Origin of the sequence: Mesorhizobium sp. M0659 (assembly GCF_040320605.1) — a bacterium.
Taxonomy (GTDB): Bacteria; Pseudomonadota; Alphaproteobacteria; order Rhizobiales; family Rhizobiaceae; genus Mesorhizobium.
Genome location: NZ_JAMYPY010000014.1, coordinates 123,708 through 142,789, shown reverse-complemented (window position 1 = coordinate 142,789; position 19,082 = coordinate 123,708). Strand labels below are relative to the sequence as shown.

General features: G+C 64.7%; 21 protein-coding genes. 6 read left to right on the top strand and 15 right to left on the bottom strand.

Annotated features, from left to right (window positions below):
* Positions 1–299: 299 nt before the first annotated feature.
* From NKI31_RS21925 to NKI31_RS21890, 8 genes are all read right to left on the bottom strand, one after another.
* Positions 300–920: a 2,3-bisphosphoglycerate-dependent phosphoglycerate mutase gene (locus NKI31_RS21925; RefSeq protein ID WP_023672068.1), complete on the bottom strand. Its 621-nt coding sequence runs from the start codon at positions 918–920 to the stop codon at positions 300–302.
* 27 nt (positions 921–947) lie between these two features.
* Positions 948–1,769, bottom strand: a complete 822-nt coding sequence (dapB, locus tag NKI31_RS21920) for a 4-hydroxy-tetrahydrodipicolinate reductase (protein ID WP_023747442.1) — start codon at positions 1,767–1,769, stop codon at positions 948–950.
* Positions 1,766–3,625 carry an ABC transporter ATP-binding protein gene (locus tag NKI31_RS21915; protein ID WP_023681221.1) on the bottom strand — a complete coding sequence of 620 codons (1,860 nt, stop codon included), beginning with the start codon at positions 3,623–3,625 and terminating at the stop codon, positions 1,766–1,768. Before NKI31_RS21915 ends, dapB begins: the two co-directional genes overlap by 4 nt.
* 278 nt (positions 3,626–3,903) lie before the next feature.
* On the bottom strand, positions 3,904–4,923 hold the full coding sequence (locus NKI31_RS21910; RefSeq protein ID WP_023710339.1) for a glucokinase: 1,020 nt from the start codon (positions 4,921–4,923) through the stop codon (positions 3,904–3,906).
* Positions 4,924–5,074: 151 nt separating this feature from the next.
* Positions 5,075–6,157, bottom strand: a complete 1,083-nt coding sequence (gene mepA, locus NKI31_RS21905) for a penicillin-insensitive murein endopeptidase (protein WP_502899173.1) — start codon at positions 6,155–6,157, stop codon at positions 5,075–5,077.
* Positions 6,158–6,203: 46 nt separating this feature from the next.
* Complete coding sequence (locus NKI31_RS21900) at positions 6,204–7,133, bottom strand: SDR family oxidoreductase (protein WP_023710340.1); 930 nt, start codon at positions 7,131–7,133, stop codon at positions 6,204–6,206.
* Complete coding sequence (gene queG, locus NKI31_RS21895; RefSeq protein ID WP_023710341.1) at positions 7,130–8,284, bottom strand: tRNA epoxyqueuosine(34) reductase QueG; 1,155 nt, start codon at positions 8,282–8,284, stop codon at positions 7,130–7,132. Before queG ends, NKI31_RS21900 begins: the two co-directional genes overlap by 4 nt.
* Complete coding sequence (locus tag NKI31_RS21890) at positions 8,265–8,957, bottom strand: glutathione S-transferase family protein (protein ID WP_023672063.1); 693 nt, start codon at positions 8,955–8,957, stop codon at positions 8,265–8,267. Before NKI31_RS21890 ends, queG begins: the two co-directional genes overlap by 20 nt.
* 169 nt (positions 8,958–9,126) lie before the next feature.
* Here NKI31_RS21890 and NKI31_RS21885 point away from each other — a divergent pair, with 169 nt between their 5' ends.
* Positions 9,127–9,933: an undecaprenyl-diphosphate phosphatase gene (locus NKI31_RS21885; RefSeq protein WP_023745885.1), complete on the top strand. Its 807-nt coding sequence runs from the start codon at positions 9,127–9,129 to the stop codon at positions 9,931–9,933.
* 175 nt (positions 9,934–10,108) lie between these two features.
* On the opposite strand, the gene NKI31_RS21880 is transcribed toward NKI31_RS21885, so the two are convergent.
* Both NKI31_RS21880 and rsmI read right to left on the bottom strand, forming a co-directional pair.
* Positions 10,109–10,486 carry a YraN family protein gene (locus NKI31_RS21880; protein WP_023745884.1) on the bottom strand — a complete coding sequence of 126 codons (378 nt, stop codon included), beginning with the start codon at positions 10,484–10,486 and terminating at the stop codon, positions 10,109–10,111.
* Positions 10,479–11,387 carry a 16S rRNA (cytidine(1402)-2'-O)-methyltransferase gene (gene rsmI / locus NKI31_RS21875; protein ID WP_352652520.1) on the bottom strand — a complete coding sequence of 303 codons (909 nt, stop codon included), beginning with the start codon at positions 11,385–11,387 and terminating at the stop codon, positions 10,479–10,481. The genes NKI31_RS21880 and rsmI overlap by 8 nt, the downstream gene beginning before the upstream one ends.
* Positions 11,388–11,560: 173 nt before the next feature.
* Here rsmI and NKI31_RS21870 point away from each other — a divergent pair, with 173 nt between their 5' ends.
* Together NKI31_RS21870 and NKI31_RS21865 are read left to right on the top strand one after the other, a co-directional pair.
* Positions 11,561–11,746 (top strand): hypothetical protein, encoded by a 186-nt coding sequence (locus NKI31_RS21870; protein WP_023687558.1) that lies wholly within the window; start codon positions 11,561–11,563, stop codon positions 11,744–11,746.
* 7 nt (positions 11,747–11,753) lie between these two features.
* Complete coding sequence (locus NKI31_RS21865) at positions 11,754–11,942, top strand: hypothetical protein (RefSeq protein WP_023672058.1); 189 nt, start codon at positions 11,754–11,756, stop codon at positions 11,940–11,942.
* A gap of 24 nt (positions 11,943–11,966) precedes the next feature.
* On the opposite strand, the gene hemW is transcribed toward NKI31_RS21865, so the two are convergent.
* The 4 genes from hemW to rph form a co-directional block, all read right to left on the bottom strand.
* Complete coding sequence (gene hemW, locus NKI31_RS21860) at positions 11,967–13,124, bottom strand: radical SAM family heme chaperone HemW (RefSeq protein ID WP_023710342.1); 1,158 nt, start codon at positions 13,122–13,124, stop codon at positions 11,967–11,969.
* Positions 13,124–13,771, bottom strand: coding sequence for an RdgB/HAM1 family non-canonical purine NTP pyrophosphatase (gene rdgB, locus NKI31_RS21855; RefSeq protein ID WP_023692946.1), 648 nt, complete (start codon positions 13,769–13,771; stop codon positions 13,124–13,126). The genes hemW and rdgB overlap by 1 nt, the downstream gene beginning before the upstream one ends.
* On the bottom strand, positions 13,771–14,181 hold the full coding sequence (locus NKI31_RS21850) for a VOC family protein (protein ID WP_023824065.1): 411 nt from the start codon (positions 14,179–14,181) through the stop codon (positions 13,771–13,773). The genes rdgB and NKI31_RS21850 overlap by 1 nt, the downstream gene beginning before the upstream one ends.
* 190 nt (positions 14,182–14,371) lie before the next feature.
* Positions 14,372–15,088, bottom strand: coding sequence for a ribonuclease PH (gene rph / locus NKI31_RS21845; protein ID WP_352652519.1), 717 nt, complete (start codon positions 15,086–15,088; stop codon positions 14,372–14,374).
* A 172-nt stretch (positions 15,089–15,260) separates the two neighbouring features.
* On the opposite strand from rph, the gene hrcA reads away from it, so the two are divergent.
* The 3 genes from hrcA (at position 15,261) to NKI31_RS21830 (ending at position 18,042) form a co-directional block, all read left to right on the top strand.
* Entirely contained in the window at positions 15,261–16,346 is a 1,086-nt protein-coding gene (gene hrcA / locus NKI31_RS21840) for a heat-inducible transcriptional repressor HrcA (RefSeq protein ID WP_023681233.1), read from the top strand.
* Between the two features lie 36 nt (positions 16,347–16,382).
* On the top strand, positions 16,383–16,583 hold the full coding sequence (locus NKI31_RS21835; RefSeq protein ID WP_023672050.1) for a hypothetical protein: 201 nt from the start codon (positions 16,383–16,385) through the stop codon (positions 16,581–16,583).
* 109 nt (positions 16,584–16,692) lie between these two features.
* Complete coding sequence (locus NKI31_RS21830) at positions 16,693–18,042, top strand: PQQ-dependent sugar dehydrogenase (protein ID WP_352652518.1); 1,350 nt, start codon at positions 16,693–16,695, stop codon at positions 18,040–18,042.
* Between the two features lie 24 nt (positions 18,043–18,066).
* On the opposite strand, the gene NKI31_RS21825 is transcribed toward NKI31_RS21830, so the two are convergent.
* Entirely contained in the window at positions 18,067–18,972 is a 906-nt protein-coding gene (locus NKI31_RS21825; protein ID WP_352652517.1) for a hypothetical protein, read from the bottom strand.
* Positions 18,973–19,082 lie beyond the last annotated feature (110 nt).

Genomic DNA, 19,082 nt, shown 5'->3' with positions numbered 1-19,082 from the left:
TGGTGCGGGCTCATGTAAGCGGGCAAACGATATGTGTCAACGCGCTTTTTCGAGGGCCTCTGCCTGCCGGCTTAGTTTCCCGGGGGTCAGCGCCGCCCCTCACCTGCCTGCCGGCATCCTCTCCCCGTACAGTGACGGGGAGAGGGGCGCTCTCATCGATGATTTTCGCCGGTCACCTGCGTCACAAGAAGAGCGCCGAGGCTGCGGCCAGCCCTTTCTCCCCGTCACTATACCGGGAGAACTGCCCGGCAGGGCAATGAGGGGCAGCGCCGACTTGGCGAATGCGCTGGCCGAAAACCTCACCCCTCCAGCACGTCCTTCGACGCCACGGTGGAATCGGCGTTGAGCTTGTAGATCACCGGCACGCCGGTGCCGAGCTCGAGCTTGACGATCTCCTCGCCGCTCTTGCCGTCCAGCGCCATGATCAGCGCGCGCAGCGAATTGCCATGCGCGGCGACCAGCACGGTGCCGCCTTTCAGAACATGCGACTGCATGTCGTGCAGGTAATAGGGCCAGACGCGGGCGCCGGTGTCCTTCAGGCTTTCGCCGCCGGGCGGCGGCACGTCGTAGGAGCGGCGCCAGATGTGCACCTGCTCCTCGCCCCACTTCTGGCGCGCGTCGTCCTTGTTGAGGCCGGAGAGATCGCCATAGTCGCGCTCGTTCAGCGCCTGGTCGCGGATCGTCTTCAAATCGCTCTGGCCGACCGCGTCGAGAATGTGCTGGCAGGTCTTCTGCGCCCGGATCAGCGCCGAGGTGAAGGCAATGTCGAATTTCAAGCCGCGTGCCTTGAGCTTCTGGCCGGCTTCCTTGGCCTCCTTGTGGCCCTGCTCGGTAAGGTCGACATCGCGCCAGCCGGTGAACAGGTTCTTCAGGTTCCATTCGCTCTGGCCGTGGCGCACGAGCACGAGAGTTCCCGACATGTTTGCTCCTTCAAAATTATGGATGGTTTAGCTCAAGCCGAGCACGTCCCGCATGGAATAAAGTCCGGGCTTTTTACCGCGCGCCCAGAGCGCGGCCTTGACCGCGCCGCGGGCAAAGATGGCGCGGTCCTCGGCATGGTGCGACAGCGTGATGCGCTCGCCGGTCCCGGCCAGGATGACGCTGTGGTCGCCGACCACCGAGCCACCGCGCAAGCTGGCAAAGCCGATCGTTCCTGGCTTGCGCACGCCGGTATGGCCGTCGCGTGACCGCACATCGTTGCCGGCAAGGGAAATGCCGCGTCCCGCCGCCGCCGCTTCGCCGAGCAGCAAGGCGGTGCCCGAGGGCGCGTCGACCTTGTGCTTGTGATGCATTTCGAGGATCTCGATGTCGAAATCCTCTGGACCGAGCGCGCGCGCGGCCTGCCCGACCAGCACCGCCAGAAGATTGACGCCGAGGCTCATATTGCCGGATTTGACGATCGTCGCGTGGCGCGCCGCGGCCTCGATCCTGGCGTCGTCTTCCGCCGAGCAGCCGGTGGTGCCGATGACATGGGCAATGCGTGCCTGCGCGGCATAGCCTGCGAATTCGACGGTGGCTGCCGGCATGGTGAAATCGAGCACGCCGTCGGCCTTGGCGAACACCGGCAGCGGATCGTCGCCGATCGTCACATTGATGATGCCGATGCCGGCAAGCTCGCCCGCATCCCTGCCGAGATAGGGCGATCCGGTTCGTTCGACCGCGCCGACGACGCGGGCGCCGGGGATCGAATGGATGGCGCGGATCAGCGTCTGGCCCATGCGGCCGGCCGCCCCCACCACCACCAGGCCCATTTCGCTGGATTCGCTCATGCTGTTCTCCCCACCGCCTTCTTGGCGCGGCTGCGCCGGACCGGAGTTTGGACGGGCTTCGAGTCGTCGACAAGCCCCAGTCCGTTCTTGCCTTGAATGCGGTGGAAGCGGGCGTAGACACTGTTTGGATCGGCCATCAGTGCGGCATGGGTGCCTTCCTCGACCAGGCGCCCCTCTTCAAGCACGATAATGTGGTCGGCGTTGACGACCGTCGACAGGCGATGCGCTATCACGATGGTGGTGCGCCCTTCCATCACGTGGGTCAGGGCCTCCTGGACGCGCGCCTCGGCCTCGTTGTCGAGCGCCGAGGTCGCTTCGTCGAGCAAAAGGATCGGCGCGTTGCGCACGATCGCCCGCGCAATCGAGACGCGCTGGCGCTGGCCGCCGGAAAGGGTCGAGCCGCCCTCGCCGACGGGCGTGTCGTAGCCCTGCGGCTGCTGACGGATGAACTCGTCGGCCGCCGCCAGCACCGCCGCCCGCTCGATCTCGGCGTCGGTCGCCGAAAGTCGGCCAAAACGGATGTTGTCGCGTATGCTGCCTTCGAACAGATAGGGCGCCTGCGAGACATAGGCGATCGAGCCGCGCAGCGAGTGCTTGGTGACTTTGGAAATGTCCTGGCCATCGATCTCGATCGAACCCTTGTCGACATCGTAGAAGCGCTGCAGCAGCGCCACGAGCGTCGTCTTGCCGGCACCCGAGGCCCCGACCACCGCCGTAACCTTGCCGGCCGCGGCGGTGAAACTCAGGTTCCTGATCACCGGCATGTCGGCGCTGTAGCCGAACGTCACATTGTCGAAGCGAACCTCGCCGGTGGTGATCCTGGCTTCGACCGCGTCGGGCGCATCGCCCTGTTTAGGCTCCAGGTCGAGCAGCTCGTAAATCATCCGGGCGTTGACCAGGGCACGTTCCATACCGACCTGCGTACGAGCCAGGCGCCGTGCCGGATCGTAGGCCATGATCAGCGCGGTGATGAAGGAAAACACAGCGCCTGGTGGTTGTCCGAGCACCAGCGCCCGGTAGCCGGAATAGGCAAGGACGGAGGTAATGGCGAGACCGCCCAAAATCTCGGAAATCGGCGACAGCCGCTCCGCGACCCGGGCGATCTTGTTGTTACGCTGCTCGGCCGTATCGGCCATGATGCCGATCCGGCGCGCCAGCTCGGCTTCCAGGGTGAAGGCCTTGACGATGGCGATGCCTTGCGTGGCCTCCTGTACGGACCCGTTCAGCCGCGAGTTGATCAGCACCGATTCCCGGTTGATGCGCCGCAATCGGCGGGTGATGTAGACGACGGCCCAGATCAGCGGCGGCCCGATCAGCAGCGAGCTGAGCGACAACACCGGATCCTGGTAGATCATGACGCCGACGAGGGCGATCAGCGAGACCGCGTCGCGGCTGATGGAGGTCAGCGTCAGCGACAGCAGATCGCGAACGCCGCCGACATTCTCGTTGACCTGTGCCGCCAGCCGACCGGAACGCGTATCGTTGAAGAAGTCGACGCCGAGCTTCATCAGGTGGTCGAAGCTGCGCTTCTGGTAGCGGGCGACCAGATTGTTGCCGATCTTGGCCAACGCGACCGCCTGGCCGTAACCGGCGAAGCCGCGCAGCACGGAGGCGGCCATGAACCCGGCGCAGATCCAGACGATCATGTCGCCGCGTCGTTCGTAGAAGATCTCGTTGATCATCGGGGCCATGATCCACGCCGTGAAGGCGGTGGTGGCGGAAACAATCAGCAGGCAGCCGACGGCAACGACATAGGTCCAGCGATATTCACTGCCGTTTTCGGCCAGGATGCGGCGCAGCACCGCAGTGACCTCAGCTGGCTGGACTTTCAGTTTGAGTGGACTTTGAGCGGTCAAATCGCGGGCGCTTCGTGGTTTGCTAGAGCATGATGCCGAAAAGTGTGAAGCGGTTTTCGGACGACATCATGCTCTATCTCTTTGATTTAGAGCCGGATTCAGATTTCAGGTCGATTCGATCCGAAATCATCAGGCCCTAGGGATGCAGGCTGGAATTCGGCCCCTCTTAGCGCCCCGGCTACGGCTTGCCTATGGCGAAACTTCGTCGCGGCCCGAGGTTGGGGTCACGAAAGCGGCAGCCATTTCCAAGAAAATACCCGTTTTCGGGACGAAATGGATCATGCCCGCCAGCGCCGCCCCGCGGTCTGGACGCCGAACAGCGAAGGGTTGCGGGCATAGGCGGCAAGGCCCAGAAGTGCCGCCAGCGGGTGGGTGATGACATAGACCGGCATCGAGGCCATCAGCGCGCTGTGCGGCGCCTTGTCCTCGAAGGCGGCGCGGAAATTGCCTTCCTTCAGCGCGGGCACGATCTTTTGCGCGATGCCGCCGGTCAAGAACACGCCGCCGCGGCTCATGAACACCAGCGCGAGGTCGCCGGCGGTGCGGCCGAGGCAGGTGACGAACAGCGCCAGCGCTTCCTCGGCGACCGCATCGGTCTTGGCCAGGGCCGCCCCGGTGATTTCGGCCGGCGTGGTGAACGGCGCCGGCTTGCCGTCGGCCTTGGCGACCGCCCGGTAGACATTGACCAGACCGCGCCCGCACAGGATCTGCTCGCCCGAAATGCGGCCGTCCAGCTTTTCGATATGCGGGAACACCTCGAAATCGCGCGGCGTCCGCGGACCGATATCCATGTGGCCGCCTTCGCCAGGCACCGGTATCCAGTGGTGGAGGGCATGAACCAACCCAGCGACGCCGAGGCCGGTGCCGGGACCGAGCACGACACGCCCGGCATTCTCCTCCGGCGTGCCGCCGCCGATCTTTTCCATGTGCTCTTCGCCGAGCGCCACGACGGCCAGCGCCTGCGCCTCGAAATCGTTGAGCACGACGATGTCGCCCAGGCCCAGATTGGCAAACATCTGCTTCGGCTTCACCACCCAGGGACAATTGGTAAGCGGGATCTCGTCGCCATCGACTGGTCCGGCGATGGCCAGCACTGCCGAATTCGGCCGGATGGACGACCGGTCGAGCACCGCCGCCTGGATCGCCTCGTCTATGGTGGCGAAATTGGCGGTTTGCACGATATGCGGCTCACCGGCTTCCGAATTTGCGTCGAGCACGATCGAAAAGCGCGCATTGGTGCCGCCGATGTCGCCGATCAGCACTGGAAACCGCAACGCGGTGTCGTCGTCGCCTGACATGCTCTTGCTCGTCCCCTTTGCGGCGCCGTTGCGACCGTTTCAATCGCCCGGTTTTCAATCGCCCGGTGTTCAATCGCCCGGTGTTCAATCGCCCGGTGTTCAATCGATTGACTAGCGCATGGCCCCGGAAAGGGAAAGCGTCAGTTCGCCATCACTGTCCGACGTTTGCCGGCGGCCGTCGCCTTGGCAGGGGAATGCCGATCTCCGGCGTGGCGGTGAAGGCGTTGGCTGCGTTTGGCAAGCCGCCCGCATTGCCCGCAATAGGCGGAGGCGCGTCGGGTTCCGGCGCCCTGGCGGCGATCGGCACGCCGCCGCCGCGATAGGTGACGGCTTCGGCCGAGTCCGCGTCGGGCTGGTCAAGCACGAACTGGCATTGTTTCGGCAGGTTCGCCATCGTCATCAGGTCGCGCGCCTTGGGCGCATCCGGGTTCTTGTTGGGGCGCCACGGCTCCTCGGTAAACCACCAGGCCAGCGGCTTGCCGCAGCCGTCATCGTCGGGCGTCGCTTCCTGTCCCTTGCAGTTGGGCGAACCCGGCTGGCAGCCGATGCGGATGTGGAAATGATAGTCATGGCCCCAGAACGGCCGGATTTTTCTCAGCCAGGTACGGTCGCCGGTGACGGTGTCGCACAGCTTCTTCTTGATCCCAGGATTGACCAGGATGCGCTCGACTTCCGGATAGCTCGCCGCGCGCTTCAACAGCTTGGTATGCATCGGCTTCCACAGCCTGTCCTTCACCAGATGCGTCTTGTCGTCGACCATCAGCGTGGCGCTGATGTTTTCGCGCTCCTGGGTGGTGAGCTTGCGGTCGGGCATTGGCGTCAGCCAGATGTCGGCGTCGAGGCCGATCTGGTGCGAGGCGTGCCCGGTCAGCATCGGCCCGCCGCGCGGCTGCGAAATGTCGCCGATCAGAAGCCCCGGCCAGCCGTCGGCGGCGGCATCGCGCGACAGTTTCTCGATCAGCGCAATCATCGTTGGATGACCCCAGCGCCGGTTGCGCGAGGGACGCATCACCTCCCAGTTCTGGCCGTCCATCGGAATGGCGACGCCGCCAGTGAAGCAGCCCTTTGAATAGAAGCCGAAGGATTGCGCCGCAGCCACCGCCGGCAGCTTCTTGGCGCCGAACAGGTCTTTTGCCCGTGGCTCGGCCGTGATTGCGCCCGCCACCAGCCCGGCCAGCGCCACGATCGCCAGCGCCGCCGACAGGAACGGCCGTCTGCCGGTCAAGGATCGCATCGAAATCGTCATGAACCCCACTGCAAAAGTCCGCAACACAATCGAATCATATCACCCTCGGGCTCGCGTTTCGATTATCTACCTTCATCGGGCTGCGCGGCTCGCCGTCGCGCCAGCTGCCGTCGGCCCACATCCGATCGAACGCCTGGCGGTAGTCCGGATAGCGGAACCGGTAGCCCGCTGCCTTGATCGCGGCGTTGGCGACGCGCTTGTTCTCGCCATAGAAGGACCGCGCCATGGGCGAAAGTTGGGCGGTCTCGAAAGGAATCTCCGGCGGCGGCTCGACGCCCATCAGCGAAGCGGCATAGGTGACGACATCCTGCGGCGGCGCCGGCTCGTCATCGGTGATGTTGAAAATGCCGCCTCTATTGCCACCGATGAGGTGCCAGAGCGCGCCGGCGATGTCGTCGCAATGGATGCGGTTGAACACCTGGTCGGGCTTGACCAGCCGCCTGGCCGTGCCGTTTTCCAGATTGACCAGCGCGTTGCGACCCGGCCCGTAAATGCCGGAAAGCCGCAGGATGGCCACCGGCTTGCCGGTCTCGAGTCCAAGCTGCAGCCAGCCCCGCTCGGCCGCCACTCGCATCGACGAGCGTTTCGACACCGGCCGGCATTCGGCCGTTTCATCGACCCAGGCACCGTCATAATTGCCATAGACGCCGACGGTCGAGAGATAGCCGATCCAGCGAAGCGCCGGCATCGCCTCGATCGCCTTGCGCGCGGCGAGAAGCACAGGGTCGCCGGCCTCCTCCGGGGCTACGGAGATGACAAGATGGGTGGTGGTCTCCAGCGTTTCGCCGATTTCAGGTGTCAGGGCGCCGTGAAACAGCAGCGGCGCGATGCCGGCCTGACGCAATGCCTCGAATTTCTCGGCCGAGCGCGTGGTGCCGAAGATCGTAATCGCCTCCGCATTGGCCCGTGCAAAGGCTTTGCCCGAATAGCCGGCGCCGAAGATAAAAACCTGTTTTTCGCTCATGCGTGCGCCTCAATTGGCAATACGGACAGCCATTCGCCCCGCACTGTCGTGTCGGTTTCAGTGTTCGAGTAGATCGCCGCCTGCCTGTTGAATTCGGCGGCCGGCACCAGCCGCGACAGCGCCCAGATCGCCGCGCCGCGCACCAGCGGCGAGGCATCGCCAAGCAGATCGCGCACCGGGCCGGCCAGCGAAACATCGCCGGAATTGCCGGCGGCAACCAGCACATTGCGGACAAAGCGGTCGCGGCCGATGCGCTTGATCGGCGAGCCGGAGAAAAAGGTCCGGAACGCCGTGTCGTCTAGCTGCAACAGCTCGCCCAGCGGCGGCTCGCGCAGTTCGTCGCGGGCAGCAAGCTTGGCTTCCGAAGCGGCGCGGGCAAACTTGTTCCACGGGCAGGCGGCAAGGCAATCGTCGCAGCCATAGATGCGGTTGCCGATCTTTTCGCGGAATTCTTGCGGGATCGGCCCCTTGTTCTCGATGGTCAGGTAGGAGATGCAGCGCCTGGCATCGAGCCGGTAGGGCGCCGGAAAGGCATCGGTCGGGCAGGCGTCGAGGCAGGCGCGGCAGGAACCGCAATGGTCTACCTCGGTCGCATCTGGCGTGAGCTCCGCCGTGGTGAAGATGGTGCCGAGAAACAGCCAGGAGCCGTGCTCGCGGCTGACCAGATTGGTGTGCTTGCCTTGCCAGCCGAGCCCGGCGGCCTCAGCCAGCGGCTTTTCCATAACCGGGGCCGTATCGACGAAAACCTTCACGTCGCCGCCGGCCCGCGCGACGATCTTGCCGGCGATCTCCTTCAGCCGGCCCTTCATCACTTCGTGATAGTCGCGGTTTTGCGCATAGACCGAGATCGCGCCGCGATCGCGCCTTGCCTGCAGCGCACGCGGATCGTGGTCGGGGCCGTAATTCATTGCCAGCACGATGATCGAGCGCACCTCGGGCCACAGCGTCGAAGGCTCGCTGCGGCGTTGGAGCGTCTCCGCAATCCAAGCCATCGAACCGTGAAAACCATCGGCGACGAATTCTGCCAATCTGGCCGGCGCCAGCGGGATCGCGTCAGGCGTGGTGACGGCAACCGCATCGAAGCCGGCGCGCCGCGCCTCGGCGTCGATCAGCGCGCGCAGGGTTTGGCTTCTAGAAGTCGAGGTCCGCATAATGCGAAACCGGCGACAGGCCGCGAACCCGGTCGGAGAGCAGCGGCCGGAACGACGGCCGCGATTTCACCCGCGTGTACCATTCGCGCGCCGCGGCATGCTCGCGCCAATCGATCTCGCCGAGATAATCCAGCACCGACAGCGTCGCCGCTGCCGCCAGGTCGGCATAGGTGACCTTGCTGCCGGCCAGCCAATGACGGGTGCCGGCCAGCCAGTTGGTGTACTTCATGTGCTGGCGAATGTTGGCGCGCGCCGCGCGGATCGCCGCCGAATCGGGGGAACCGCCGCCCGCCGTTTCCGGCATCACCGGCTTCAGCACGCGCTCGCGCACCAGATGCCGGGTCACTTCGCTCTCGGCCTTGTTGAGATACCAGTCGGTCAGGCGGCGGATTTCGGCGCGCTGCATCGGGTCTTCCGCAAACAGGCGCTTGTCGCGCTTCAGGACACCACGTGTTTCGTCGAGATATTCAGCGATCACCATGGCGCCGACGATCGGCACGTCGCCTTCGGCCAGCAGGATAGGCAAGGTGCCGGCGGGGTTCAGCGCCAAAAACTCCTTGCGCCGCGTCCACGGTTTTTCCTCGATCAGCGCCAGCTCCTCGCCATATTCGCCGAAGGCGAGGCGCACGAAGCGGCAGGTGGCGAACATCGGGTGATGGAAAAGCGTCAGCATGATTCCGCGATATTAAGGCGCACTGGCGAATCGCCGTCCGCACCGGTAAGTCTTGGCGGCCCGTCATGCGGCCGTCACGGTGCTGCGACCTATAGGGGGACTTCCGCGCCGTGACAAGCAAGCCCTTTTGCCAGCCGTTTCCTTCCGTCCCTTGAATGCCGAGGTTGCCATGGATAGCCACACCATCGTCGAAGCCCTGCTGCTCGGCCTGCTGGAGGGGCTGACCGAGTTCATCCCGGTCTCCTCGACCGGCCATATCCTGCTCGCCGGCCATTTCCTCGGCTTCCATTCCACCGGCAAGGCGTTCGAGATCCTGATCCAGCTCGGCGCCATCCTGGCGATCCTCAGCGTCTATTTCCGCCGTCTGTGGCAGATGCTGCTCGACCTGCCGCATGATCGGCTGACGCGGCATTTCGTCATCGGCATCCTGATTGCCTTCCTGCCGGCCGCCATCATCGGCGCGCTGGCGCATGATTTCATCAAGACGGTGCTGTTCGAATCGCCAAGGCTGATCTGCATCATGCTGATCATCGGCGGCGTCGTGCTGCTGGTCGTCGACCGCATGAAGCTGCAGCCGGTCTACCGCGACGTCGAGCGCTTCCCGACAAGGCTTTATTTGCAAATCGGCCTGTTCCAGTGCCTGTCGCTGATCCCCGGGACGTCGCGCTCCGGTTCGACCATCGTCGGCGCGCTGCTGCTGGGCGTCGACAAGCGCGCGGCGGCGGAATTCTCCTTCTTCCTCGCCATACCGACCATGGTCGGCGCCTTCGCCTTCGATCTGTTCAAGAACCGCAACGTGCTGAGCAGCGCCGATCTGCCGATCATCGCCATCGGCTTCGTCGCCGCCTTCGTTACCGCGCTGATCGTCGTGCGCTTCCTGCTCGATTACGTCTCGCGCAACGGCTACTCGCTCTTCGGCTGGTGGCGCCTGGTGGTGGGCACTGTGGGGTTGGTGGCGCTGATGATCTGGGGGTGAGCTTTACCCTCCCCCTTGTGGGGGTCCGAAGGACGGGCGAGACAGGCGGCTCGCCCCGGTCAGTCGATCCGCAAAGCGGATCGGGGTGGGGGTCGGCGCCACACCCCCGCCCCGTTTCGCCAACGACGCGTCGCTTGCTCACCGACCCTCCCCACAAGGGGGAGGGTAAAGGCCGCTAACTCCTCCCATAAAACGCGTTCTCGACATGCACAGGCCAGCGCCAGGGCAGCACCGCGATCATGTCGAAGCGCATCGACAATCTGCCATAATCCGGTTGGCGCGACAGCCAGATGTCGGCCGCGCCCTCGATGCGGCGCTCCGATTCGTGGCCAATCGCCTCCATCGCTTCCATCAGCGTGCGCCGCGCCTTGACCTCGACGAACAGCACCAGGTCGCCGCGCCTGGCGATCAGGTCGATCTCGCCGAAGCGGGTGCGATGCCGGCGGGCGAGGATGCGATAACCTTTCAGCATCAGCGCCGCCGCCGCCAGCCACTCGCCGCGATGGCCGCGCCGATAGGCTTTTTGGCGGCTGGCGGCCGGGCGCTCAGCCACCTTCGCCTTCTCCAACCGCATCCCTGAGTTCCAGCAGCCGGCGGTAGAGCGACTGCTTCTGCCCGCCTGTCATCTTCGCCGCTTCCGCCGCCGCCTTGGACGCCGGCATTTCGGCGGCCAGCGACAGCAGCAGCCTGTCGATGTCGGCGGGTTGGTCGGCCTTGATCTCGGCGGGCCCGACGCAGATGACGATCTCGCCCTTCGGCGTGTCAGCCGCCGCATAGTGGTCGGCCAGCGCCTGCAGCGTTCCCGTCCGCATCTCTTCAAAAGTCTTGGTCAGCTCGCGGCCGATGGCGGCCTTGCGCCCACCACCCAGCGCCTCGACCATCGCAAGCAGCGTATCGGCCAGCCGGCGTGGCGACTCGAAGAAGATCAGCGTTGCCGGCACCGTCTTGAAGGTCTCCAGCCTGGTCAGCCGCTGCCCAGATTTCACCGGCAAAAACCCCGCAAACAGGAAGGCGTCGGACGGCAGGCCCGACGCAGTCAGCGCCGCCAGCGGCGCCGATGGGCCGGGGATCGGCACCACGCGCAGGCCGTGCTCCAGCGCTTCGCCGACCAGCCGGTAGCCTGGGTCGGAGATCAGCGGCGTGCCGGCATCCGAAATCAGCGCCACGCTCTGCCCGGCCTCGAGTGCCGCGATCAGCTTCGGCCCGGCCTCGCCGGCGTTGTGCTCGTGATAAGCGGTGGTGCGCCGCCGGATGCCGTAGCGATCGAGCAACACGCGCGAGACGCGAGTGTCCTCGCAGGCGACGATGTCGGCGGCGGCGAGCGTCTCCAGCGCGCGCAGCGTGATGTCGGAGAGGTTGCCGATCGGCGTCGCCACCAGATACAGCGCCGGCGCCAGCGACCGGACCGCGATCTCGGTCTGCCCGATCACATAGCTGCGCTTCTCGCCGGTCACCGGGGTCTCTCCATTTCGCCCTGTTTGGCACGGCGCGCGCCGGGTTGCAAAACTCCCGAACATCGAGCCAAACCTGACGCCGATGTAACCCGGCGGCCATGTCTTTGCCACAGTGGGGAACGAAAGCGTGGCTGGCGGATTGAATACCTGAGTCTCTTGAGGAGGAGGACAGGATGGACAGCCTGGAATTGCAGGACGTTTTCGAGCCCTATTATGCCGAGCGCAAGCGCTTCACTGCGCGAAAGGGCAAGCGTGCGCTCGCCGAAAGCGACACCGGCCTGGCCAGTCGGGCGGCCACCGCCTTGCCGACGAATGTCAGGCTTTCGGACAACAAACCGGACAGCACGACGGAGCACTGACCGTACGATGCCCAATCGTTTCGATATCTTCATCACCCGTCTTGAAACGAAGAGCGCCCGCGAAGGCGCGCCGCCGCATCCGATGAACGACCAGAACAGCGTCCGCCGGGACAAGAGCGACGCCAAGCCGGCCCGGACCGGAGAGGCGCATGCCGAGAAACACCGCGGCAAGCGCCGCTTCAAGCACGACGCTTGACGAAGAGCACGTTTTTCAAAGGCGTTATCGCGCCAAATCCGCCACCACGGCATCGAGCACGATCATGCCGGCTGGCGTGGCGCGTAGCCTGGCATTGCCGATCGGCGCCACCAGCCCCTCATCCTGCAGCACGGTCAGCCGGGCGCTCGACAGGCCGCGCCCGGAAAACGCCTCGTAGCGGGAAAGGTCGATGCCTTCGGCCAACCTCAGCCCCATCAGCAGGAACTCGTCGGCCTCTTCGGAGCGCGTCAGGATCTCGCCGCCGGTGACGCCATGGCCCCTGGCCTCCACCAGATTGGCCCAGGTCTCCGGCATCCGCTCGGCGATCGTCACAACACGGTGGCCGTTCTCGATAAAGCGGCCATGCGCGCCCGGTCCGACGCCGACATATTCGCCATACCGCCAATAGGTCAGATTGTGCCGGCTCTCGGCGCCCGGCCTGGCGTGGTTGGAAATCTCATAGGCCGGCAGGCCATGCGCCGCGGTGACCTCCTGAGTCAGCGCATAGAGATCGGCGGCCCGGTCATTGTCGGGAATGGTAAACTTGTGCGCCGCATGCAGCGCATGGAACGGCGTGCCTTCCTCGATGGTCAGCTGGTAGAGCGACAGATGGTCGGCGGCATGGCCGATCGCCTGTTCGAGCTCCGCCTGCCAGTCGTCCAGCGTCTGGCCGGGGCGGGCGTAGATCAGGTCGAAGGAGAGGCGCGGAAAGATTTCGCGTGCCAGCCCGATGGCATGCAGCGCCTCGTCGACATTGTGCAGTCGGCCGAGAAAGCGCAGATCCTTGTCGTTCAACGCCTGCACGCCGAGCGAGACGCGGTTGACGCCGGCGGCGCGGTAGCCGCGAAAGCGCTCGGCCTCGACCGAGGATGGATTGGCCTCCAGCGTCACCTCGATGCCGTCGGGCACCGTCCAGTTCTTCGCCACGGCGTCCAGCACCGCCGCCACCGTCTGCGGCTGCATCAGCGACGGTGTGCCGCCGCCGAGAAAGATACTGGTCACCTCGCGCGCCCCGGTCCGCTCGCGCATCGTCTTCAGCTCGGTCTCGAAGGCGCGGGCAAAGCGCTCCTGGTCGACCGGCTGGTGACGGACATGGCTGTTGAAGTCGCAATACGGGCATTTGGCCGCGCAGAACGGCCAATGGATGTAGACGCCGAAGCCCGGGCTGCGGTCCAGCGACATTAAGCTGAGCCTAACCTGGCGCGGGCGAATTTCTGGAAGGCGCGGGCGCGGTGCGACAGCGCCGTCGGCTGACCGGGCTTCCAGCCGTGTTTTTCCTCAGCGCTCATCTCGCCGAACGTCTTGTCGAAACCGTCGGGCAAAAACACCGGGTCGTAGCCGAAGCCGAGTTCGCCGCGCGGCGGCCACACCAGCGTTCCCTCAGCCTCGCCGCGATAATATTCAGCCTCGCCATTGGGGAAGGCCAGGCAGATGACGGCGACGAACCGCCCCTTGCGCTGCGCTGGCTTGGCGGCGCCGACCTCCTGCAAGGCCACTTCGGTGCGCTGCATGGCCATGCCGAAGTCGCGGCTGCCATCGGGAGCTTCGGCCCAATTGGCGGTGTAGACGCCGGGGGCGCCGTCGAGCGCGTCGACGCACAGGCCCGAATCGTCCGACAGCGCCGGCAGGCCGGTCGCCTTAGCCGCGGCGAAGGCCTTGATGTAGGCGTTTTCCTCGAAGGTGGTGCCGGTCTCCTCCGGTTCCGGCAGGCCGTAGTCCTTGGCCGACTTCGCCTCGAAGCCGAACGGACCCATCAAATCGGCGAATTCGCGCAGCTTGCCTTCATTGTGGCTGGCAACGACGATCTTCTTTCCATCGAGAGAATGCATCAAAGGCCCCAGATCCTTGGCTCGGCGAATTCGATCGAATTGCCCGAGGGGTCGCGTATGTAGATCGAGCGCCCGCCCTGCGGCCATTCGAATTCGCTTTCGATGGCGATGTTTTTCGCCTCAAGTTGCGCCTTCCACTGTGCGAGTTCATCCTCACTTGCGGCAAAGCAGAGATGGCCCTCGCCGACCGTGCCATGTGGCGGCACTTTCAGCCGCGCATCGGGCGCCGGCGGGATTTTGGTGGCTTCGGCGTTGAAGATGAGCAGCACGCCCGGGCCGCAGCGGAAGAAGAGATGGCGGCCGTCGACCTTGCCGAGGAGAGGGAGGCCGAGGACATCGGAGTAGAAGGTCTCGGCAGCGGCGAGATCCGTGACGTAAAGCGCTGACTCAAGAATAGCGGAGGGTTGCATCAGGCACCCCCCTCTGCCCTGCCGGGCATCTCCCCCGCAAGGGGGGAGATTGGCAGTTCCGCTGGCGGCGTCTCAACGTTGATGGTTGGCGAAAACGGTAGCGACCTCTGATCTCCCCCCTTGCGGGGGAGATGGCCGGCAGGCCAGAGGGGGGTGTCAAGGATCGCCGACGTCATCACGTTAAATTCAATCAGGCCACAGCCATCTGCTGCAAGCTCACCAGCCGCTGAATGCCCTTCTTGGCCAGGCCCATCAACTCCGCGAACTGCCCTTCCGAGAACGGCTCGCCCTCGGCGGTGCCCTGGATCTCGACGATGCCGCCCTTGCCGGTCATGACGAAATTGGCGTCGGTGCCGGCAGATGAATCCTCGATGTAGTCGAGGTCGATGACCGGCTGGCCGTCATGGATGCCGCAGGAAATTGCCGCGACATGGTCCTTCAGCACCTTGGCAACACTGGCCATCTGCCGCGCTTCCATCCAGCGCAGGCAATCGTAGAGCGCCACCCAGCCGCCGGTGATCGAGGCCGTGCGGGTGCCGCCATCGGCCTGGATGACGTCGCAGTCGACGGTGATCTGCTGTTCGCCCAGTGCCTGCAGGTCGACAACGGCGCGCAAGGAGCGGCCGATCAGCCGCTGGATTTCCAGCGTGCGGCCGCCTTGCCTGCCGGCCGAGGCTTCACGGCGCATGCGCTCGCCGGTCGAACGCGGCAGCATGCCGTATTCCGCCGTCACCCAGCCCTTGCCGGAATTGCGCATCCAGCCTGGCACCTTTTCCTCCAGGCTTGCCGTGCACAACACATGCGTGTCGCCGAATTTCACCAGGCACGAGCCTTCGGCGTGTTTGGAGACGCCGCGCTCGAAGGAGATGGCGCGCATTTCGTCGGCTTGGCGTTTGGAAGGGCGCATCGAGGCCTCTTTCTGTTCTTTTTACGGTTGCGTCGGCGGCTTGTAGACGCATGCAGCCCATGGCGCAAAGGAAAAGGCCCCGGCACAGACGCTGGGGCGATCGCAAGTGCGACGCCGGGTTGCGCGGGGGCGAGGGAAGTCTATATCCTTGGGCCGGAGGTTTTTGGCTCGAATGACCAAGGCAGTCACCGAACCCAGTCTGCTGGCGCCCGCGCTGCAATCGCTCGACATGCGTTCGCGCGACATTTTTAGGCGCATCGTCGAATCCTATCTGAAGGACGGTGAGCCTGTGGGATCGCGCAGCCTGTCGCGCATCCTGCCGTCGTCGCTGTCGCCGGCCACCATCCGCAATGTGATGAGCGACCTCGAACATCTCGGCCTGATCTATGCCCCGCACATCTCGGCCGGGCGCCTGCCGACCCAGACCGGCCTGCGCTTCTTCGTCGATGCCTTCATGGAGCTTGGCGATCTCTCCGACGAGGAACGCCGGGTCATCGAGGCGCAGGTGCGCGCCTCCGGCTCGGGCGCGACGCTGGAACACATGCTGACCGAGGCCAGCCAGATGCTGTCGGGCATGTCGCGCGGCGCCGGCCTGGTGCTCGCCACCAAGAACGAGGTGGCGCTGAAGCACATCGAGTTCATCCAGCTCGAGCCGACCAAGGCGCTGGCGGTGATGGTGTCGCAGAATGGCGATGTCGAGAACCGCGTCGTCGACCTGCCGGCCGGCATCACCGTCTCGCAGCTGCACGAGGCCTCCAACTTCCTCAACGCCCATATCAGGGGCCGCACGCTCGCCGAGGCGCGCATCGAGATCGCCCGCATCAAGGACGAGACCAGGGCAGCGCTGGACACGCTGTCGCAGGATCTGGTCGAGAAAGGCCTGGCGGTGTGGGCCGGCGCCGATAGCGGCCTGCCGGCGCGCCTTATCGTGCGCGGCCGCGCCAATTTGCTCGAAAACGTCACCGCCCAGGCCGATATCGAATTGCTGCGCCACCTGTTCGAGGATCTGGAGACGCAGGACGGGCTGATCCAGCTGCTCGACCTAGCCGAGGACGGCCCCGGCGTGCGGATCTTCATCGGCTCGGAAAACAAGCTGTTCTCGCTCTCCGGCTCGTCGCTGGTCGTGGCGCCTTACCGCGATAAGGACGCCCGCGTCGTCGGCGCGCTCGGCGTCATCGGCCCGACCAGGCTGAATTATGCCCGCATCGTGCCTATGGTCGACTACACTGCGCAATTGATTACCCGGATGTTAAGATAATTCCGAAGCCGGGATCACCGTAAAGGAGGGCGCAGAATGGCGCTTGAATCGTTCAAGGCCCAGATCAGCATGCTGCTCGAAGAAATGGTCAACCAGCCGGAGGACGAGCACGAAATCCAGGAGCAGCTGCGCGAAAAACTGCGCGAAATGCGCGCCATGGGCTTGCCGCTGCCGGAAGATCTCGTCGCATTGGAAAAGCGTCTCGACGACGATCTCGACGTCGAAGAGGAAAGTTGAGCGGTTCTCTCGTCGAATCTGCGCGCGCGCACGCTTCTCTTTTGCGGCGGCCGCACAATATCTCCCTTGTGCATGACGCGCCGACCGGCGCGAGTTCGAGGAGAACAGCATGATCCGGATTGCCGGCTTGGCAGGCCTTGCCCTGCTTCTGGCCACCAGCGCCTTCGCCCAGGAGGCCGATCAACCGCTGCTGACCGGCAAAGACGCTTTCGGCGACTGGACGGCCGACAAGCCAGGTGTGCGCCGGCTGATCAAGCCGGATGATCTGCAAAAGCCCAACATCACCGAATCCGCCTCCAACAGCGCCGGCCTTGGCGATCGGCCCGAGGGCGCGAAGCCCGTCCTGCTGCCTGGGTTTTCGGCCGAACTGGTTGCTTCCGGCATTTCCAATCCGCGGGTCGTGCGCGTGGCGCCGAACGGCGACCTGTTCGTCGCCGACAGCGACGCCAACCAGATCCGCGTCTATCGGCTGGCCAAAGGTAGCGCGAAGCCGGCCGAAGAGGGCATTTTTGCCGACAATCTCAACCAGCCCTATGGCATTGCCTTCTTCCCGCCTGGCGACAAGCCGCAATGGGTCTACGTCGCCAACAACGACAGCGTGGTCCGCTACGCCTATCGCGACGGCGACCTTAAAGCGTCCGGCGAACCGGAGACGATTGTCTCCGACATCCCTACCGGCGGCCACTGGACCCGCGATATCGCCTTCTCGCCGGACGGGAAGACGCTGTATCTCTCGGTCGGCTCCGGTTCTAACGTCGCGGAGGGCATGGGGAAGGCACCGAATAGCGGCCTTGACGCCTGGGCAAAATCACAGCCACTCGGCGCCACCTGGGGTTCCGAGGATGGCCGTGCCGACGTGCTTGCCTTCGGCCCCGACGGCAAGAATGGCCGCATCCTCGCTACTGGCCTGCGCAATTGTTCGGGCATGACCGTGCAACCGGCCACCGGCGCGCTGTGGTGTGTCGTCAACGAGCGCGACGGTCTCGGCGACGATGTGCCGTTCGAATATGCCACCTCAGTCAAGGACGGCGCCTTCTATGGCTGGCCCTGGTATTATATCGGCGCCAACGAGGACCCGCGTCACGAGGGCGCGCGCCCAGACCTCGCCGGCTCGGTCACCGTGCCCGACGTGCTGATGCAGGCGCATTCGGCGCCGCTCAACATCGCCTTCTATGACGGCGGCAATTTCCCGGCAGAGTACAAGGGTGACGCCTTCGTCGCCCTGCACGGCTCCTGGAACCGTGGTATGAGGACCGGCTACAAGGTGGTGCGGCTGAGATTCAGCCACGGCAAGCCGACCGGCGAGTACCAGGATTTCATAACCGGCTTCGTCCTCTCCGACGACGCCGTCTGGGGCCGGCCGGTCGGCGTCGCGGTGGCCAAGGACGGCGCGCTTATCGTCACCGAGGATGGCAACGGCACCATCTGGCGCATCACCCATGTCGATGGCCCATCCTGAGCCGGCGAACAGCGCAATCCGGCCCTAATGTACGTCCCGATGGATCACCTTGGGATAGGTATGGATCACCTCGGCCGATGAGACACGGTCATCGAAACCGGTATCCCTGAGATTGAAGAGCCCGACTGAGCCGAAGGACTTCTTCGCCCCTTGCGCGAAGCGGCCGTCGCTGAAATCGTGTTCGTAAAGCGTCACCGTGACGTGGCCGGCATTGAGCTTCGGCACGTAAACACTGCTGATGGTGTCGTTGGCGACGCTAAGCTGGTTGACGTTGAAGCGATAGAGGTCCTGCACCATGCGCCGGGCCGCATTGCCATTGATCATCCAGTATTCGCGGCGCGATGCGCGGTTCGGGTCGATGAGTTTGAGCGGCGCCTTGCGGCCGAGCCCGAGCCAGTGCTCGAACACCATCACATTGGCGCCCCAGGGATAGGGATAGTTGGACTTGTCGATGATGCGTGGCGGGCCATCCTCGGCAATCTCGGCGGTATCGACATAGTCCAGCCATTGCAGCTGGAACGACGCTTCCACGTTGAGGTCGGTATTGCGCGGATCGGCAGCAATGATGCGCCAGTCCGAGACCGGCGGATATTTGGTGTCGAGGTCGATGTAGAATTCGCCTTTGGCGGTGTCGTCGGGGTCTATCTTTTGCGGTCCGTCACGCTCGATCGCCACCAGCCGCACCTTGAAGCGGTTGTTGACGACCAGCGGATAGATCATCGGACGAACGGGGTAGGCGCCAGGGTTCCGGCTGTCGGTAAAATATCCAGTCTGCGGAACGACATCGCTATCGCCCTTGTCGAACAGGCTGAAAGCCTGACGCCCCTCGAACCACAGATACCATTCCAGCTCGTGGACGTGACCGCGTGCTTCGGAATAGTTGTTGGGCATCCACTTCATGAGCTGGATGTGAAGTCTTTTGGCTAACATGGGTGCTCCTGCCGTTCGGAGCCATGCGAGATAGCCGACCGCCTTCGGGGCGTAAGTGAACCATCTCTCGCTTTCAGGCGAGGATGACCGGCTTTCATGTCCTGCTTGGC

Excerpts from the sequence above, each read along its gene's own strand:
- NKI31_RS21925 (WP_023672068.1), bottom strand. The coding sequence starts at position 920 with ATGTCGGGAACTCTCGTGCTCGTGCGCCACGGCCAGAGCGAATGGAAC.
- dapB (WP_023747442.1), bottom strand. The coding sequence starts at position 1,769 with ATGAGCGAATCCAGCGAAATGGGCCTGGTGGTGGTGGGGGCGGCCGGC.
- NKI31_RS21910 (WP_023710339.1), bottom strand. The coding sequence starts at position 4,923 with ATGTCAGGCGACGACGACACCGCGTTGCGGTTTCCAGTGCTGATCGGC.
- mepA (WP_502899173.1), bottom strand. The coding sequence starts at position 6,157 with ATGCGATCCTTGACCGGCAGACGGCCGTTCCTGTCGGCGGCGCTGGCG.
- NKI31_RS21900 (WP_023710340.1), bottom strand. The coding sequence starts at position 7,133 with ATGAGCGAAAAACAGGTTTTTATCTTCGGCGCCGGCTATTCGGGCAAA.
- queG (WP_023710341.1), bottom strand. The coding sequence starts at position 8,284 with ATGCGGACCTCGACTTCTAGAAGCCAAACCCTGCGCGCGCTGATCGAC.
- NKI31_RS21890 (WP_023672063.1), bottom strand. The coding sequence starts at position 8,957 with ATGCTGACGCTTTTCCATCACCCGATGTTCGCCACCTGCCGCTTCGTG.
- NKI31_RS21885 (WP_023745885.1), top strand. The coding sequence starts at position 9,127 with ATGGATAGCCACACCATCGTCGAAGCCCTGCTGCTCGGCCTGCTGGAG.
- NKI31_RS21870 (WP_023687558.1), top strand. The coding sequence starts at position 11,561 with ATGGACAGCCTGGAATTGCAGGACGTTTTCGAGCCCTATTATGCCGAG.
- NKI31_RS21865 (WP_023672058.1), top strand. The coding sequence starts at position 11,754 with ATGCCCAATCGTTTCGATATCTTCATCACCCGTCTTGAAACGAAGAGC.
- hemW (WP_023710342.1), bottom strand. The coding sequence starts at position 13,124 with ATGTCGCTGGACCGCAGCCCGGGCTTCGGCGTCTACATCCATTGGCCG.
- rdgB (WP_023692946.1), bottom strand. The coding sequence starts at position 13,771 with ATGCATTCTCTCGATGGAAAGAAGATCGTCGTTGCCAGCCACAATGAA.
- NKI31_RS21850 (WP_023824065.1), bottom strand. The coding sequence starts at position 14,181 with ATGCAACCCTCCGCTATTCTTGAGTCAGCGCTTTACGTCACGGATCTC.
- rph (WP_352652519.1), bottom strand. The coding sequence starts at position 15,088 with ATGCGCCCTTCCAAACGCCAAGCCGACGAAATGCGCGCCATCTCCTTC.
- hrcA (WP_023681233.1), top strand. The coding sequence starts at position 15,261 with ATGACCAAGGCAGTCACCGAACCCAGTCTGCTGGCGCCCGCGCTGCAA.
- NKI31_RS21835 (WP_023672050.1), top strand. The coding sequence starts at position 16,383 with ATGGCGCTTGAATCGTTCAAGGCCCAGATCAGCATGCTGCTCGAAGAA.
- NKI31_RS21830 (WP_352652518.1), top strand. The coding sequence starts at position 16,693 with ATGATCCGGATTGCCGGCTTGGCAGGCCTTGCCCTGCTTCTGGCCACC.
- NKI31_RS21825 (WP_352652517.1), bottom strand. The coding sequence starts at position 18,972 with ATGTTAGCCAAAAGACTTCACATCCAGCTCATGAAGTGGATGCCCAAC.